This window comes from Clostridium sp., assembly GCF_034179595.1.
Taxonomy (GTDB): domain Bacteria; phylum Bacillota; class Clostridia; order Clostridiales; family Clostridiaceae; genus Clostridium.
The window spans coordinates 1-17,453 of sequence record NZ_JAXFPT010000047.1 but is presented as its reverse complement, the minus strand read 5'-3'; the positions used below and the strand labels follow the sequence as shown (position 1 = coordinate 17,453).

General features: G+C 26.6%; 23 protein-coding genes. 5 read left to right on the top strand and 18 right to left on the bottom strand.

Going from position 1 to position 17,453, the window contains the following annotated elements; genetic code table 11:
- The 11 genes from SPJ33_RS10645 to SPJ33_RS05585 form a co-directional block, all read right to left on the bottom strand.
- On the bottom strand, positions 1-98 hold a 98-nt coding region (locus tag SPJ33_RS10645; protein ID WP_414627211.1), incomplete at its 3' end, for a prepilin-type N-terminal cleavage/methylation domain-containing protein.
- A complete protein-coding gene (locus SPJ33_RS05630; RefSeq protein WP_321116994.1) occupies positions 73-837 on the bottom strand; it encodes a hypothetical protein in 765 nt (254 codons plus the stop codon). The genes SPJ33_RS10645 and SPJ33_RS05630, both read right to left, overlap by 26 nt.
- Positions 824-1,549, bottom strand: coding sequence for a PilN domain-containing protein (locus SPJ33_RS05625; RefSeq protein WP_321116993.1), 726 nt, complete (start codon positions 1,547-1,549; stop codon positions 824-826). The genes SPJ33_RS05630 and SPJ33_RS05625 overlap by 14 nt, the downstream gene beginning before the upstream one ends.
- Position 1,550: 1 nt before the next feature.
- Complete coding sequence (gene pilM, locus SPJ33_RS05620; RefSeq protein WP_321116992.1) at positions 1,551-2,573, bottom strand: pilus assembly protein PilM; 1,023 nt, start codon at positions 2,571-2,573, stop codon at positions 1,551-1,553.
- 11 nt (positions 2,574-2,584) lie between these two features.
- Entirely contained in the window at positions 2,585-3,337 is a 753-nt protein-coding gene (locus SPJ33_RS05615; RefSeq protein WP_321116991.1) for a prepilin peptidase, read from the bottom strand.
- Positions 3,338-3,392: 55 nt separating this feature from the next.
- Positions 3,393-3,893 (bottom strand): prepilin-type N-terminal cleavage/methylation domain-containing protein, encoded by a 501-nt coding sequence (locus tag SPJ33_RS05610; protein ID WP_321116990.1) that lies wholly within the window; start codon positions 3,891-3,893, stop codon positions 3,393-3,395.
- Between the two features lie 40 nt (positions 3,894-3,933).
- On the bottom strand, positions 3,934-4,374 hold the full coding sequence (locus SPJ33_RS05605) for a type II secretion system protein (protein ID WP_321116989.1): 441 nt from the start codon (positions 4,372-4,374) through the stop codon (positions 3,934-3,936).
- 57 nt (positions 4,375-4,431) lie between these two features.
- Positions 4,432-5,637: a type II secretion system F family protein gene (locus SPJ33_RS05600; RefSeq protein ID WP_321116988.1), complete on the bottom strand. Its 1,206-nt coding sequence runs from the start codon at positions 5,635-5,637 to the stop codon at positions 4,432-4,434.
- A 16-nt stretch (positions 5,638-5,653) separates the two neighbouring features.
- Complete coding sequence (locus tag SPJ33_RS05595) at positions 5,654-7,324, bottom strand: GspE/PulE family protein (protein ID WP_321116987.1); 1,671 nt, start codon at positions 7,322-7,324, stop codon at positions 5,654-5,656.
- Positions 7,325-7,516: 192 nt separating this feature from the next.
- A complete protein-coding gene (locus tag SPJ33_RS05590) occupies positions 7,517-8,386 on the bottom strand; it encodes a methionyl aminopeptidase (RefSeq protein ID WP_321116986.1) in 870 nt (289 codons plus the stop codon).
- A gap of 126 nt (positions 8,387-8,512) precedes the next feature.
- Positions 8,513-8,659, bottom strand: a complete 147-nt coding sequence (locus tag SPJ33_RS05585; RefSeq protein WP_321116985.1) for a hypothetical protein — start codon at positions 8,657-8,659, stop codon at positions 8,513-8,515.
- Between the two features lie 271 nt (positions 8,660-8,930).
- On the opposite strand from SPJ33_RS05585, the gene SPJ33_RS05580 reads away from it, so the two are divergent.
- The 4 genes from SPJ33_RS05580 to SPJ33_RS05565 all read left to right on the top strand — a co-directional run bounded on the left by SPJ33_RS05580 (position 8,931) and on the right by SPJ33_RS05565 (position 11,770).
- Positions 8,931-9,611: an efflux RND transporter periplasmic adaptor subunit gene (locus SPJ33_RS05580; protein WP_321116984.1), complete on the top strand. Its 681-nt coding sequence runs from the start codon at positions 8,931-8,933 to the stop codon at positions 9,609-9,611.
- Positions 9,612-9,634: 23 nt separating this feature from the next.
- Complete coding sequence (locus SPJ33_RS05575; protein WP_321116983.1) at positions 9,635-10,318, top strand: ABC transporter ATP-binding protein; 684 nt, start codon at positions 9,635-9,637, stop codon at positions 10,316-10,318.
- Between the two features lie 4 nt (positions 10,319-10,322).
- A complete protein-coding gene (locus SPJ33_RS05570) occupies positions 10,323-11,510 on the top strand; it encodes an ABC transporter permease (RefSeq protein ID WP_321116982.1) in 1,188 nt (395 codons plus the stop codon).
- Between the two features lie 104 nt (positions 11,511-11,614).
- The gene (locus SPJ33_RS05565; RefSeq protein WP_321116981.1) at positions 11,615-11,770 is read left to right on the top strand and encodes a hypothetical protein; all 156 of its coding nucleotides are present in this window, start codon (positions 11,615-11,617) and stop codon (positions 11,768-11,770) included.
- Positions 11,771-11,827: 57 nt separating this feature from the next.
- Here SPJ33_RS05565 and SPJ33_RS05560 read toward each other — a convergent pair whose 3' ends face one another.
- The 5 genes from SPJ33_RS05560 to SPJ33_RS05540 form a co-directional block, all read right to left on the bottom strand.
- Entirely contained in the window at positions 11,828-12,703 is an 876-nt protein-coding gene (locus tag SPJ33_RS05560) for a radical SAM/SPASM domain-containing protein (RefSeq protein ID WP_321116980.1), read from the bottom strand.
- Between the two features lie 108 nt (positions 12,704-12,811).
- On the bottom strand, positions 12,812-13,198 hold the full coding sequence (locus SPJ33_RS05555) for a hypothetical protein (protein WP_321116979.1): 387 nt from the start codon (positions 13,196-13,198) through the stop codon (positions 12,812-12,814).
- 149 nt (positions 13,199-13,347) lie between these two features.
- On the bottom strand, positions 13,348-14,016 hold the full coding sequence (locus SPJ33_RS05550; RefSeq protein ID WP_321116978.1) for a hypothetical protein: 669 nt from the start codon (positions 14,014-14,016) through the stop codon (positions 13,348-13,350).
- Positions 14,017-14,184: 168 nt separating this feature from the next.
- Positions 14,185-15,804 carry a Mur ligase family protein gene (locus SPJ33_RS05545; protein ID WP_321116977.1) on the bottom strand — a complete coding sequence of 540 codons (1,620 nt, stop codon included), beginning with the start codon at positions 15,802-15,804 and terminating at the stop codon, positions 14,185-14,187.
- Positions 15,805-15,898: 94 nt separating this feature from the next.
- Entirely contained in the window at positions 15,899-16,678 is a 780-nt protein-coding gene (locus tag SPJ33_RS05540) for a histidinol-phosphatase (protein ID WP_321116976.1), read from the bottom strand.
- Between the two features lie 149 nt (positions 16,679-16,827).
- Between SPJ33_RS05540 and SPJ33_RS05535 the strand changes: the two genes are divergently transcribed.
- Positions 16,828-17,031: a heavy metal-associated domain-containing protein gene (locus SPJ33_RS05535; RefSeq protein ID WP_321116975.1), complete on the top strand. Its 204-nt coding sequence runs from the start codon at positions 16,828-16,830 to the stop codon at positions 17,029-17,031.
- A 103-nt stretch (positions 17,032-17,134) separates the two neighbouring features.
- On the opposite strand, the gene SPJ33_RS05530 is transcribed toward SPJ33_RS05535, so the two are convergent.
- Together SPJ33_RS05530 and SPJ33_RS05525 are read right to left on the bottom strand one after the other, a co-directional pair.
- Entirely contained in the window at positions 17,135-17,308 is a 174-nt protein-coding gene (locus tag SPJ33_RS05530; protein ID WP_414627210.1) for a DUF1048 domain-containing protein, read from the bottom strand.
- A partial coding sequence (locus tag SPJ33_RS05525; protein ID WP_414627209.1) for a DUF1048 domain-containing protein occupies positions 17,289-17,453 on the bottom strand: 165 nt, incomplete at its 5' end. The genes SPJ33_RS05530 and SPJ33_RS05525, both read right to left, overlap by 20 nt.

The following is a 17,453-nucleotide window of genomic DNA, read 5'->3' as shown; positions in this document are numbered from 1 at the left end:
CTACTAACACCAATAAAAAGAACTGAAAATATTGCAAGTGCTGCAACAACTTCAACCAAACTCATTCCTTTTTTATTTGAAATAATTTTCTTTTCCATATGTTCCTTTGTTGAAATCATACTTCTCCTTCTCCTTATAATTTAAATTATAATACTCTATATTAATGCTTGCTTGAAGTACTTCTTTCATCTTTCCATTTTCATCTAAACTAGATTTTTCTATATTTAAGCTACTTATATTTATTTTTCTTTTTGTTCCTTCTATCCTCTTTATAAAGTTAAGTAAAGAGTCAAAGCTTCCGCTAACTTCTAAATTAGCACTATTTATTAAAACATCATCTTTTTTAGAATTTTCTTCATCATCTGAAGCTTTTCCATCTATTTCATCAAGTTCTTGATTGCTACTTGAATCTTTGCTATTATCTTTATTTAATGTTTTATGTCCATTTTCAAAAGTAATATCTTTTAATTCTATACCAGTTTCACTTGAAATTGTAATTAGTGTGTTAAGTATATTAGCTTGTTCTTCTGTTTTTGGTAAGCTTGATAAAGCCTTATTGTACTTATATGTAACATCATCTAATTTTTCTCTTAACTTATATTGCTTATCTATTGCATCTAAAGCATTCATCTTTTGCCCATTTAAAGTAACCATTTCATGTTGCAATGCTTCTTGCTTATCAGTTAAAGGTCTTATAACTCCCTCTTCTAATATGATAAAAGTAAAGATTAATATAATTATAAATAAAAGTATCTTATCTTTTCTTTTTAATTGTTTTATATATAATATAAACTTATTGTCTTTTTTCTTTCTTTTACCCTCTTTACTTTTTCTCATATGCCTTTACTCCTTCTACTGAAATAGTAAATTTAACTTTATTTATTACTTTTGGCTTTTTAGCTTTTTCTTTTGCCTTTTTATCTTTTTCTTTCTCATCTTTTTTCTCTTTTTTATTTGAAGTTTTATCATTATCTTTAGTGTTATCATTGTTTTCTACATCATTTGTGTTATTGCTATTTACTGCACTACTTATGTTGTTATCTTCTTTTTCATTATCATCTATAGTAATTTCTACATTTTCTAAAGAAGTAAGTTTTGCATTTTTATAAATTTTACTCATTTGTAGATTAGCTAAAAATACTGATACCTCTTCTTTGGTATCTGCTACACCATCCATATTGATTCTATCTGAATCAAAGCTTATATCTTCTAAATATACATTCTGTGGAAAATATTTTTTTAAAGTATCTACATATTCCCATGCAGAAATATTTTTTTCTAATAATTTAATCTTATTTATAAAATCTTCTTTATTTTTTATATCATTAACTATATTACTATAATCATAATCTGCTTCTTTATAATTCTTTACTTCTGATTTTATAACTAAATTATTCTTCTCTAAAGCTCTATTTTCGTAGTATATAATTCCTGCATTTATAAACAGTATAATAACTATTAATAAGTAACCACATATTAAAAACTTTCCTATATTGCTTTTTTTATTTTTTTCTATTGCTTTTGGATTAAGATTTATCTGTTTTTTCATATTAATGCCTCCTTAAAAATAGCCCATAAAGAGGTAAAAATCTTCCAAATCTTTTATCTATATTGTTTATATCTAGTCCTGATTTTTCTACATCATCAATTACTCTACTTTTTATTGCAAAGTAATTTCTTATATATTTTTCAGTTGAATTATTAAGTTCTAAACTATTTAATATTATTATTTCACCTACATTATTTCTATCTCTATTTGAATCATAAAATTTTATAGTTCTAGAAACTATAGATAATAAATTATCTACTATGTCCTTTATTGCTGGTAACTCCTCAAAAGATCCTAATAAGCTTATTGAATTGCTATATGCATCTCTATTTTTAACAGCATCAAAATCTAAATAATTCTTCTTATATTCTCTTATTATATTTTTAAAGCCAAAAGGTATATTTCTTTCCATCCTCATAATACCATCATCTACTATTGAAACAATACTAAAGCTATAACCTAAATAAAATAATGCTATAGTTTTATTTTTATAATCTAGATTACTATTTAATAAAACTTTATTTATTGTATTTGTTAAAACATCTATTACATTTAGTTTTTTACCTAAAGCTTTACTTAAACTTACATAATCATCTATTTTACTCTTTATACATGCAGCAACTAATACATCTAGTTTTGGATTACGAGTTCCTTTTTCTTTTCCTATGATTTCATAATCTATGTAATAATCTTCACCATTTTGTATTAATTCTTTTACTTCAAATTCTACAGCCTCTCTTAAATTCTTACCCTTCATATTAGGTAATTGTAAGTATCTTGTTACAACATCACTTCCAAATACAACAAAAGATATTTCATCTTCTTCTATGTCATTTTCTAGAAAGTATGTTAATAATATTTTAGATAACCTCTCTTCATCTTTTATACTTCCTTCTATGCATATCCCCTCTTCTATTGGAATTGAATCATATAACTTTATTCTTTTTTTATTCCCAACTAATATATCTATAAATTCATCTTTAAGAATCAAAACTATACTGTTTTTATTTCCTAATTTAAACATTTAATCTCCCCTTATTTTAATGTAGCTAAATACATATTTAATATATCAATGCCCCATAATACTGAAATAAGTGTTCCTATTGAAATAAATGGCACAAAAGGTATTAAAACTTTTCTTTTACCCATTAATAAAAGTATTATGGCAAAAACTCCTCCTATAATTATTGAAAACATTATTGTAAGCCCCATTAATATTGGACTTAAATATAAAGCTATAAAAAGATAAACTTCTAAATCTCCAGCTCCAAATCCATCAAATCTTTTTGCAAGTAAGTATATAATACCTACTATAATAAGTGGTATAAGTATGCTAAGCACTCCTTCAATTATAGGCTTACCATTTATTATTTCAATTATAGAAAATATAATTCCAAATAAAAAACCAACTAATGATACACTAAAATAAACTTCCTTAGTTTTTATATCTATAACTGCCTCTATTAAAAGTATTGAAAATAAAATTATGTATTTAAATGTATTTATAGATATACCAAAATTAATATACATTCCTAAAAATATAAATCCTGTAATTAGTTCTATTAAAGGATATATAAAACTTATCTTTTGTTTGCACCCTCTACATTTTCCTCCTAAAGCTAAATAACTTATCACAGGAATAAGTTCATATGCTTTAAGCTCCCTACCACAATTTGCACAATGCGATGGAGGAAAAGCTATATTTTCTTGTCTTGGTATTCTGTAAATGCATACATTAAAAAAGCTTCCAAATACCAATCCAAATATAAAAAACATTAATCCTATCATTTAAACTCCTCTTTTTAACATTATAACTTTTATAAAATAATTCTTATAAATTCTACTAATTTACTCTGTGAACTTTGTCATCTGGTACATATATAGAATGTTTATTATCATAACTCTTAAATTTCCCTGCTAAATTTCCTTTAGAATCAATTGAAATTTTATCAATTGGAGTATTTATTAATGTTTGTAAATCTCTTAATCTAGCCATATTTACTTCATGATCATCTCTATAATCTGTAATTTTCTTTAATTCTTCATCATTTTTACTAATAATACCATTTCTATCAAGTGAATCTATTGCATCTATAACTGGTATTGATCCAAAATCTTTATTGTTATTTTTTTCAGTTAAAGATACACCATCTTTATCAGTTAACTTCCCATCATTATATGCAGTTTCTGCCATATTGTATATTACCCTTGAATTTTCAACAAGAGCTACCTTCTTTGACCTATCTACATATGTTATTACTCGTGGTACTGCTATTATTGCTAAGATTGCTAAGATTGATATTACTGCTATTAATTCTATTAGTGTAAATCCTTTCTTTTTCATAAATTCATCTCCTACCTTTTAATATTCTCATAAAAATTTATTAGTTTATTCCTGGAACTTTTTGTAATATCCCTTGTGAATCAACATCAAGAGTATTAACATCAGCATTCATTATAGTTTTTAAATTTCCTAATGTCTTTGCTACTTCAAGCTTATCAGTATTTACATTGTTTAATAAGCTTTCTCCATTGCTTCCAGTTTCTCCTTTAAGTTCAGAAACTACAGTGCTTACACTAAGTCCATCAAACTCTTTAGAATTTATAGCTTTACCATTATTCTTTAATCTTCCATCATTATATGCAGCTTCTGCAGCATTATATATTGTAGAAGCTTCTGTTTGTACTGCAACTTTCTTTGATTTATCTACATATGTGATTACTCTTGGTACTGCTACTACTGCAAGTATTGCTAATATTGCGATTACTGCTATTAATTCTATTAGCGTAAACCCTTTTTTCTTTTTCTTCATAAGTTTATTCATAACTTATTCCTCCTCTTAAAATGTTATTATATATAAATCCTAAAAGATTTATTATCTTTATTGAACAGCATCATACATTGAGAACATTGGCATTAATAGTGCAACTACAATAAACCCAACTAAAAATGCTAAAAGTATAATCATCATAGGCTCAATTAAGCTTGTCATCTTTTCTATTGCAAAATTTGCCTCTGAATCATAAAATTCTGATGCTTTTTTTAAAATTTTATCAACACTTCCTGATTCTTCTCCAACCTTTATAGATTGAATAAGCATCTTTGGAAATGCACCTCCATTTTCTAAACTTTCAGAAATACTAGCTCCATTATTTAATAAATCCTTGCCTTCAAGCAAATTTTTACTTAAATATAAGTTACCTATAACATCTGAAGTAATATCTATGCACTTTACTACACTTATTCCACCTGAAAATAATATGGAAAATGTTCTTGCAAACCTTGCTGTGTATACAGGCATAGTCATATCTTTTATAAATTTAAACTTTACTATAAATTTATCTCTTAAAAGCTTGTATGCTTTACTTTTATCTAATATAACTTTCTTTATTATCATAAATGCAAACACAGCTAAAATTATATACATCCATCTTGTCTTTACAAACTCACTTAAATCAACAACTATTTGAGTTAAAAATGGCAGACTTTTATTTGCTGACAATAAATTTTGAGTAAATACAGGTACTACAAAAATAACTAAAGAAAAGACTATTAATATAGAAAACATTAATAAAAACTTTGGATATATCAAAGCATTTTTTATTTTCTTTTCTTGTTTGTATTGATTGTCATAGTAATCTGCAAGATTACCCATTATCTCATCTATTTTCCCTGTTTCTTCTCCAACTTGAATCATATATATAAAAAGGTTTGGTAAATCTTTATACTTTTTAAAAGATTCTGAAAGCAACCTTCCTTTTTCTACTTCTGTATAAACATCATTTAATATTTTTCTTAGTTTTTTGTTTTCAATTTGGTCTTTTACTATTTCTATGCTTTTAAAGACCGTTATCCCTGAAGATAATGAAAAATACATCTGCCTACAAAATATAGATATATCTTGTTTAGGTATCTTCACAAACATATCAAAGTCAATATTTAAGGATTGTCTTTCATTTTCATACTTAGTTAAGAAAAATCCTCTTTGCTTTAATAATTTTCTAAGCTCATCTACATCATTTGCACTAAGCTTACCCTTTAGCACTTTATCTTCAAGATTTCTTGCTTCATACTTATATAAAGGCATATCTTCTACTCCCTTATTAATCCACTAATGTTATTCTCATCAGCTCATTCATACTACTTATACCTTTTTTAACAACATCAACTCCACTTTCAAATAGAGTTCTCATTCCATTTTTCTTTGCTTCATTGCTTATTTCATATAAATTAGCATTATTTTCAATTAATTCTTTTATATTTTGCTTTACTTCCATAATCTCAAATATACCAATTCTTCCTTTATATCCAGTACCTGAACATTTAGGACATCCAACTGATCTAAATAACTTAACATCTTCATATTTATCAAATCCTAAAACTTCTTTTTCATAAAGACTTGCTAAATATTCTTCTTTACAATTATCACAAAGTCTTCTAATTAATCTTTGAGCAATAACTCCTGTTAAAGATGATGCAATTAAGTATGACGGTATACCCATATCATTAAGTCTTACTATCGCAGAAGGCGCATCATTTGTATGTAATGTACTTAAAACATTATGCCCTGTTATAGCAGATCTCATTGCCATGTTAGCTGTTTCTTCATCTCTTATTTCCCCTACCATGATTATGTCTGGGTCTTGTCTTAAAATCGCTCTAAGTCCTGAATTAAATGTAAGCCCAGCTTTTGAGTTTACATTAACTTGAACTATTCCATCCATTGTATATTCAACAGGATCTTCTAAAGTAATAACATTATTTTCTTCAGTTTTCATCTCTCTTAATATTGAATATAAGGTTGATGTTTTCCCACTTCCTGTAGGTCCCGTAACAAGAATAATTCCGTATGACTTATTAGTTATATTATCTATAACCTTTATGTCTTCATCTGTAAAACCTAAGTTCTCTTTTGAAAATTCAAATGAAGTTTTATCTAGTATTCTAATAACTAGGTTTTCTCCATTTATAGATGGCAATATTGATACTCTTAAATCTACTTCTTTTTTATCCATCTTTATTACGAATTTTCCATCTTGTGGAAGACGTCTTTCTGCAATATCCATACCACTTAATAATTTTATTCTTGTAACCATAGAATTTAATGGTTCCTTTGGTGCTTCAAATTGCTTTTTCAATTTTCCATCTATTCTATACCTTATAACTATTTTGTCTTTATAGGGTTCTATATGTATATCACTTGCATTATTTTTTATTGCATTTTCTATAACCCTATCTATAAATACAACTGTTGGTGAATCTTCTTCACTTTCAATTATAGGCTCGTCTTCTATGTCCTCTTCTACTACTTCATTTAATTTTACCTCAGTCTTTGACATATAATCTTTTGAGTAGTACTTTGTGATTGCATCATTAATTTCTGATCCTCTTGCAATTCTAACATCTATCTTATACCCTGATGCTAACATCACATCTTCTTCTGCAAAAATATTAAGAGGGTCTGACATTGCAACAACTAATTTTCCATCTTTAAAACCTACTGGTATTAAATTATATTTTTTAGCCAATCCTTCTGATATCGTTGATACAGCATTCATATCAATATCTATAAGATCTAAATTTATTTTAGGAATTCCAAGTTGAAGCTCTAATATATCTAATAGTCCATCTTCTGTTATATATCCTAGCTCTACAAAAATACGTCCAAGTCTTTTTCCTGTAGTTTTCTGTACCTTTATAGCTTCTAAAACTTGCTCTTCTGTTATATATCCAAGTTCAACTAAAAGATCCCCTAATCTCTTTTTATTATTCATTCGCTCTCCTTAAGATACATATTGCTTTTTTAATTATATAGACTTTATTGCTCTTTGTTAATGACATTAATCACATTTAACTTAAAGTTTACATTTTATTAATATTTGTAAAATATATCATTTATAGTAAAAACAATATAAGGTGTAGAAACACTATTTTTCCACACCTTATACTACTTAATAATCTATATTCTAGTAAGAAATTAATTCTATACCATCTTCTGTAACTAAAATCATATGTTCCCATTGTGATGAAAGAGAACCATCTTCTGTTATTGCAGTCCAATCATTATCTGCATCAACAAATACTCCATAATCACCTTGATTTATCATTGGTTCTATTGTAAACATCATTCCAGGAACTAATACCATTCCTTCTCCCTTTTCTCCTACGTGAGCAACAAATGGATCTTCATGGAACTCTAAACCAATTCCGTGTCCACCAAAATCTCTAACAACAGAATATCCATTTTTTTCAGCATGCTCTTGAACTGCTGCTCCTATATCGCCTAAGAATCCCCAAGGTTTAACAGCTTCAATACCCTTTTGAAGACATTCTTTTGATACTTCAACTAATCTCTTTGCTTCTTCTGAAACATTTCCTATCATAAACATTCTTGATGCATCTGAATAGTATCCATCCTTTATTGTTGATACGTCAACATTTATTATGTCTCCATCTCTTAAAATTATATTTTTATCAGGTATACCATGGCATACTTCTTCATTTATTGAAGTACAAACACTCTTTGGGAATCCACCATAATTTAATGGTGCAGGTATAGCCCCTTGGCTTACTGTGTAGTCATATACAATCTTATCTATATCTTCAGTACTCATACCTTCTTTTATTTTTTCTGAAACAAGATCTAATACAGCATTATTAATTTTTGCACTTTCTTTTATCTTTTGTATTTGTTCTTCATTTTTTACAAGCTTTCTAGAAGGCATTAAAAATCCTTGTTTTCTTAATGCTTCATATTTTTCATCAAACTCAGCATGACATTTTTTATATTTCTTTCCACTACCACACCAGCAGTTATCGTTTCTATTTAACTTCATTTTTTTACCTCTTTTCTTAACTTCAAAATAAGCTCTCGTCATATATTATATTCATTTTAAGTAAAATTTTCAAAATTAATAAAGAAATTTTAAAAAAGGATGCTTATATTAAGCATCCTTTACTATTTATTCTAATTCACTATTATATCTTTGATTAAACACAGTATCTTTATCTAATCCTAATTCAGCACAAGCTTCCTCAAAGCTACATCCATTTTCATCCATATATTTTGCTACATAACTATCCATGTTTGGTATTGAATTATTATCCATAAATTCATCCTCCTATTATTTAAAATATTAAATATTATTTTCTCCTGATAAATAATTTATATTCTCTATGTAAACATTTAATACATAATTATATTATTTTTATATCCATATATTTTCATTTTTTTATTTATATTTTTCTATGTAATATTTATAATAAAATCATACGTTTAAAACATTAATTAATTAGATAATAATTAATTTCTATTAATTTATTACATACTAATATTTATTAATTATTATCTAGAACAAAATATAATTTAGGAGGAGAAAGATGAGTAAAACAGCTAAAAAAATTATAGTAGCTATAATATGTGCAGTTATAGTAGTAGGAGTTGGAGCTAGCTTTGCAGTTTCAAAATCAAAAGAAAAAGCAAATCAAAATGTTGAAGTTTATCAAACAGCAAAAGTAGAGAAAGGGGAAATTAAGGTTTCTGTATCATCATCTGGTATAGTTGTACCAGAAAATAAAGCAAATCCTGATTATGATAATTTAGAGTTTGAGCTTACTGTTGATGAAATTGACGTAGTAAACTTAAAGGAAGATCAAACTGTAAATATTGATTTAAATGCATTCCCTGATAAAACATTTAAAGGAAAAATAGAAAGTATATCTGATGTTGGTAATACCGTAAATGGAGTTACTACATACACAGTTATTGTTTCTTTTGATAAGAGTATTAAAGGACTTAAAGCTGGAATGACTGGTACTGGAACAATAACTACTGAAAAGAAAAATAATATCTTATATGTTCCAATTGAAGCAATAAATCAAGATGATTCTGGCAAAACTTATGTTATAATTCCTTCAACTGACGAGAAAAAATTTGTTAAAACAGGAATTCATAATGATGATTATATACAAATCAAAGAAGGCTTATCTAATGGAGATGAAGTTCAACTTCCTACATTAGTAAATAATAAAAATACAGGTTTTCCTATGATGGATAATTAAAATAAATCTTAGGAGGAACTAATATGGAGCAATATGTTATTGATGTAGAAAATGCTTGTAAAAGCTATACAATGGGAGATGAACACCTTCAAGTATTAAATAATATTTCTCTTAAAGTAAAAAAGGGAGAATTTGTAGCAATCGTTGGACCTTCTGGTTCTGGTAAATCCACTTTTATGAATTTTATAGGATGTTTAGATAAAGTAGATTCTGGAGTATATTTATTAGATGGTGAAGATGTTAGAACATTAAATGATAATAAATTATCTGAAATACGTAATAGAAAGATTGGATTTATATTTCAACAATTTAATCTATTAAGTAAGCTAACAGCTCTTGAAAATGTTGAACTTCCACTTATTTATAGAGGAATACCATCAGGTGAAAGAAAAAAGCGTGCTATAGAAGCTTTAGAAAAGGTTGGATTAGCTGATAGAAGAAATCACTTACCTACTCAGCTATCTGGAGGACAACAACAAAGAGTTGCAATTGCAAGAGCGATTGTAACTAACCCTGAAATACTTCTTTGTGATGAACCTACTGGTGCTTTAGATACAAAGACAAGTAAAGAAATCATGACTCTTATAAAAAAATTAAATGCTGAAGGAAGAACTATTGTAATGATAACTCACGACCTTGGTGTTGCAGATCAAGCAAAAAGAATAATAAGAATTAAAGATGGAACATTATACGAAGAAAGGGCGTGATTAAATGGGGATAATTCAAAGCTTTAAATTAGCATTTAAGCAACTTCTATCAAATAAAATGCGTTCATTACTTACAATGCTTGGTATAATCATAGGAGTGCTTTCAGTAACACTTTTAGTATCTGTTGCAAATTCAATGACTGAAAGTGTGAATTCACAAATGTCTGATTTAGGTTCAAATTTAATAAGTGTTATGATAACTTCACAAGATCCAACTAAAAAGTTATCTTATGATGATTCAAAAAAATTTAAGGACATATCAAATATAGAAAAGATGTCTGCTGATGTTAATGGTAATGTTGATTTAAGATATGGAGATCATAACAAAGCAGTTTCTATAGTTGGAACAGATAATAATTTTATTTCTTTAGAAAATAAAAAACTAGAAAAAGGTAGATTTATTCTGCCAATTGATGTTAGATATAATTCTAAAGTTGTTGTACTTGGAAATACAATTGCATCAGATATATTTGGATTTGAAAATCCTATAGGAAAATATGTAACATTAAGTGGTGTTAGATATAAAGTAATTGGAGTTCTTTCAAAAGATGGCTCTGCCTTAAATTCAACAGACAAAAAGGTGTATGCACCTATAACTTCAGTTGAAAGACTTGTAAAAAATACATCTATTTCAACTTTATATCTGCAAGTTAAAGATACAGAAAACATAGATAACACTATGACTGCTATTGAAAAAAGGCTTAATAGAGTTTTTAATTATAAAGAATCTGATAATGATAAAGTTAAGCCTTATACTATAATAAATCAACAACAAATATTAGATACAATAAAATCAATGCAAAGCACAATGACAACAACTGTAGGTGTTATTGCAGGTATATCATTATTAGTTGGTGGTATTGGAATAATGAATATAATGCTAGTATCAGTTACTGAAAGAACAAGAGAAATCGGTATAAGAAAAGCACTTGGTGCAAAGAGAAAAGATATTTTAATACAATTTTTAATTGAATCTATAGTAATAAGTCTTATAGGTGGAATAATTGGTGCAGTTCTTGGAATATTAGGCTCCTTAGCATTTAATTCTGTGCTTGGAGTAAGTTCTGGTATTTCATGGGGCGTTGTATTCTTTGGACTTGGATTCTCAATTTTTATAGGTGTAGTATTTGGACTTATGCCTGCAAATAAAGCTTCAAAACTTCTTCCAATTGATGCTTTACGTTCAGAATAAATATAATGTATCCTTTTTTTATTAAAAAATGAAACATTATTATAATATAAAAATTCTCCATTAGTATAATACTACTTATGTAATGAATTTTAGGAGATGATTTTATGAAATATGAAAATGAAAGAATCTACTCAAAACAAAATTATAATACTAATGGATCAAAAAATCCTAAACATTGGTCAAGAAACACTTTCGTATCAACAACAAAAGAACCTGAAATAAATGAAAGTGGAATTGAAGCTAAAAAAAGAGGCTTTTAATTTTTAGAAAATAAATAAAATACCACTAAATTTTTAGTGGTATTTTATTTATAATAATTATTTTTTATATCTTGTTGCATATCCGCATCTTTTACATAAATCTTCTACTGCTTTTCTTCTTGAAAATCCATCATATAGATTTTTTGCTCTATCACTATTTAATATATCCTCTAAATCTTCTTTAAAAATATTTCCTAAAGCTATGTTTCCTTCACTATCTAAGCAACAAGGAACTACTGTCCCATCCACTAAAATTCCCATTTGATCTCTTAATCCATAGCAAAATATCTCACAATCTGTATCAAGTTTATCTATATCTGGCCATTCAAATTTTTCTGCCATATTTAAATAAACCTTATCCCATAACTTTATACCTCTAGAATTTTTAAGTGCTTCTTTTAAGTCTATTTCAAGATTTAACTTTGACTTAATCATATCCGCTATATCTTGATTATATTTATTGCTACCTTTTAAATTCTCACTATCCATATTCCAAAGCCTTGTTGATGTTATTATCTTTCCTTTTTCTCTAGCTTCTAATATAAAATTCATTACATTATCTATGTATTCTTCTAAAGTCATAGTCTCTTCATTAGCTTCAAAGCTATGAAGGGATATATTAACTTGTCTAAGTGCTTCTGACTCTAATAATATATCTTTAACATTATTTATAAGCGTTCCATTTGTTGTTATATTTACTTTTAACCCATATTCATGGCTTATTTCTAAGAATCTCTTTAAATTAGGATTTAAAAACGGCTCTCCCATTAAATGTAGATATATATAATCGGTATATGGCTTTACCTTTTTTATTATCTCTATAAAAGCATCTTCATCCATAAACTGCAATTTTCTGCTTGTTTTTGGACAAAAGTTACAACTTAAATTGCATACATTAGTTATTTCTATATATACTTTTTTAAATCTTTTCATATATGTATTTCTCCTTTAAAACTTCTATAAAGATATTATAATTTATAATAAATTAAAAGCAACCTAGTTTATATTTTCTTCTAGATTGCTTTTAGATAATCGACTCTTCTAACATAGCTTTTCTTTAAATTTAATATACCATCGCTTTATCGATGCCCTTTCTCCAATATTTATTCTTTTATATACTATATTTAAAGGCAATACCTTATTGTTATTAACTTCTAAAAATATTGTTTTTCCATCATTTTCTTCCCATACACCACCAATATTTTTACTTATAACTTCACCAAGATATCCTCCAAATGTCATAGATAAATCTAAAATCTTATCATTATCAAATTGATTATTTTCATTTGCCTTATGAAATACTTCTAATATATCATCTAAATAGTCTAAACTCTCTTCTGAAAAATCAAGTTTTATCCCTAATTTATCCTTTGAAAAAATCACCGCTCTAAGTGATGCTTCTTTAAAAATTCTTTCTAATCTTTCCATCTTTACGAATACACCTTCTTCCTCATATGCTTAAAAAGGAGGAAACCTTTTTAAGTAGATATCCTCCTTAATAATAAGTATATTCAAAATTTTTTATTAGGTGATATTTTTATATAAATCTATTAATGCAACTTTAATGTTAAAATTTTTTAATCTCTCACAAAGTTACCTGTAGAATTATTGAAAGAATATTGATAATTTGCAGTATTATCTATATTAAAAAAATAAACATTTTGAATTTTTGATTCAGTTTCATAATTATATTGTGCAAATAAATTTAATAAAATTTGCCTTTGATTAGCTAATATTTTACTATCTCCATTAATTCCTTTTAAACATACTTTAATACTAAAATTATAAGGACCACCACCATAATAAGCTTGATACCTTACTGGGAAAGGTAGTGAATCTAACTGGTCACTTAAATATTCATCCATCTGATATCTAACTCTCCCCTTATAATCTGTATCTAAAAAGTATTGATTTTGCCATGCTGTATCTAAACTTGAGTCATATCTATATTTTTCTTCGTATTCATTTTCTATTTCTACTCTTATATCTTCTCTTAACTGTTGTTCTTTCTGCTCTTTTTCTTTTACCTCTTGTTTTTCTTTTTCTTGCTTTTCACGTTTTTGTTTTTCTTGTTCTTCCCTAACTTCTTCTTTTATTTCCTTTTTTATATCTTCAATTTCTTTACTTTGAGTTTTCCTGCCTCCGACTTTTTCTTTTATACCTTTTGTAAATTGTTCCATAGAATCACATCCAGTGACTCCTAAAAATATTATACCTATTAACATTGATAATAATATTTTTTTCATATTATCGCCCTCATAACATTTATTAGTAAAGACAAATCTTGATATTAATTTATGATAAATTAAATTATATTGTGAGTTATCCCGTATATAAATAATCTGCAAGTATATAAGAGTTTTTGCAAATATTTAGTTAATTTTAAAAAAGTGTACTTAATTCTAAGTACAGTTTTATTTAATTGGATTTAAATTATTAGCTAATAAATATTTATTTATAACAGGCATGGTTATATCTAAAAATTGACTAAATGATACTATAACTTCTCCTTCTTTTGCTTCATTTAAAGCTTTTGAAAGTGCATCCTCTTCTTTTATAAATAAACTTATATTTTCATCCTTAAAGTTTTTATTTTTAAGCCCCTTATATAATAAATCTGCTGTTTCCTTTTCTTTTCTACCTCTTTTATCTTCTTGTTCTTTTATTATCACCTTATCACAATAACTTGCTGCTATTTCTCCAAGTTTAATTATATGCTCATCACTTCTATCTCCTGGTGCTGTTATAATTCCTGTTATTGTTTTTGGATTTAAAGATTTTGCCATATTAAATACTTCATAAAAAGCTTCACTATTATGCCCATAATCTATTATTAATTTAAAATCTTTTATATCGATGATATTTTGCCTTCCCCTATTTGTATCCAAATCGCATTTTATACTTTTTATACTATCAATTATTTCATGGATATCATCATGTATTTTACTTATTGAAGCTATTGCTGTCATTACATTTCTTGTATTACTTTTTGATATTCCATTATGGGTAAAATCTATATCACTAAGTTTTACTAATCTTTTCTCTTCACCTGATTTGTTCTGTATTATAAAGCCATCCTCTGCATAAAAAGCTTCTCCACCACTTTGAACATGTCTTTTTATAAGCTCATTACAATTATCATCAAATAATATTAATTTATCTTTATCATTAAATAAATTTACTATATCTTGAGTTGCTCTAACTACCATAACCCCATCATTATCTAGACCTTCTTTAATAAGGCTTTTCACTTTTCCAAGCTCCTCTATGGTATTTATTCCTTCCATACCCATATGATCTTCTGATAAAGATGTTATTACGCAAACCTTAGCACTTTTAAAACCTAACCCCTTTTTTATCATTCCACCTCTTGCAGTTTCTAAAACAGCAACATCTATACTATCATCTTTTAAAACCTCTAAAGCACTATAATACCCTGTTGTATCGCCTGTCTTTATTGCTTTTTTTCCAATATATATTCCACCAGTAGTAGATGCCCCGCTTTTATAGCCTAAACCCATTAATGTATTATGTATAAGTCTTGTTGTGGTTGTTTTTCCATTAGTTCCTGTAATTGCAATTATAGGAATAATTCCATTATTATCTAAGTTAGAAACAATCTCAAAAACTTTTTTATTATAACTTTCTGATCTTAATAGTGTTATTGAATTTTTTCCATATCCAATTTTAATACTATCATCATCAATATTTATTGAAGGAATATTATTATTATCTAATTGCTTTATTATTTCATAGCTCCAATCATCTTCTAATAATCTTTTAGCCTTTTCATATATATCATTATTACCATCTATTATTCCATAAAGAATAAATGAATTAACCTTTTCCCTATAATAAGTTATGTATGCTTCATTATTTTTAAATTCTAATAATCTTCCTTCAATATTTAGTAAAGAACATATATTTATATATTCTTTTATTATACATTCTATGTTATCTCCTTTTATGTATATAACATTTGGTATTCCTTTTATATTTTTGTGTGCTAGAAATCTTACTTTTTCTACTGCCATATATATATATCACACTTTCTATAATTTTCTTAACAATACTATGATTTTCAAAATTTAGTGAAGTTATGCAATATATATGATTTTAATATTATTTTTAAAATTCTAATCTATCTATAGTTTCTAATCCAAGTTCTTTTGCAAAATTTAATCCCATATCATAATCTCTCATATCATGAGGCTTATGTGCATCAATACCAACTATTCTCTTTACATTATATTCTTTTGATAATAGCCAAAATTCTTTTATAGGATAACTATATCTTTCACCATTATTGTATTTTACTCTAGACTTTTTAAAGCCATTAACATTTATCTCTAATGGAAGATCTAACTTTTGAGCAGCTTCAAGTATTCTTCTAGATTGCTTAATTGCATGTTCATCCCAATTTATATAGCTAAGTCCAAAAAGATCTGGATGTGCAACACATTTAAATAAACCACTTTCCATAGATTTTATTACGTAATCTACATAGCTTTCTAATATTTCAGGAGTTGATTCTACTTTACCTATATAAAGCCATTCTCCTTTATAAGGAAAAAAGTGAACTCCAAGTAAAAGATAATCAACTTTATGTTTTTCTTTTAATTCTTTATAAAGCCAATCAAAATCTTCAAAATACTCACATTCAATAGCTTTTTTAATAGATATATCTTTAGAATATTTTTTTATTACATCATCTATTTCATCAAAGTATTCTTTAAGTTCTTCATATCTCATTCTGTTTCCATTATCTATGTTTTTACCAGGATGAGGTAAATGATCTGAAATACCTATTTCATCAAAACCTTCTGAAATTGCTTCCTTTACATATTCTTCTACGTTTCCTACTGCATGATTGCATCTATAATTATGTGTATGATAATTGCTTTTCATCTTTTGCCTCCTCTAATAAAGTTTTCACTAATATTATACATACTTTTTTATTTCTATATCAAATTGCAACTTAATATATAAGAAATTTAAAATTTGAACATACTATACTTGATATAAAAAAAGTCTAAATTTTAAAGGGAGCTGAAAATATGGAAAGACAACATTATAACGTTAATGGATTAGCAAATGAAACTATGAAAACACAAATGAAAAATGCACTAAGTAAAATTGAAGGTGTAGATAATGTTTGTATAGATTTAGGTCGTGGAAGCGTTGAAGTAATATATAATCCACCTGCAACTAAAAGTGAAATTGAAAAATGCATAGAAAGCACAGGACATTTTATAGAATAAACTTAAGTTAACATCAAAAAGACAGAGCTTTTTATTAAAAGCCCTGTCTTTTTAATACTAATTGCTCTATCAGTCTTCTTAGTATATTTTATCATTTTTAAAGTTATTTTCTTTTTAATTTGTTATTAACATTGGTATTTAATTTATCACCATATTTATTTATCCACTTTTTAGTATCACATATAAGTTCATCATAAAATCTAGCAACATCTTCTCCTGTCACCTCAAGCACATGCTTTTTATTTGCTGAACTTGCTTCAAATAAATCTAAATATATTTAAATTATTAAATGTTGTAATATCTCCACTAATTCCACCAACAGTATAGATATACTTTTGGATTTGTTTAAATGCAAAAGTATAATACTCTGGCAATGCATCAACATGCTTCATCATTTGCTTATATTTGCGCTTATAATCTAA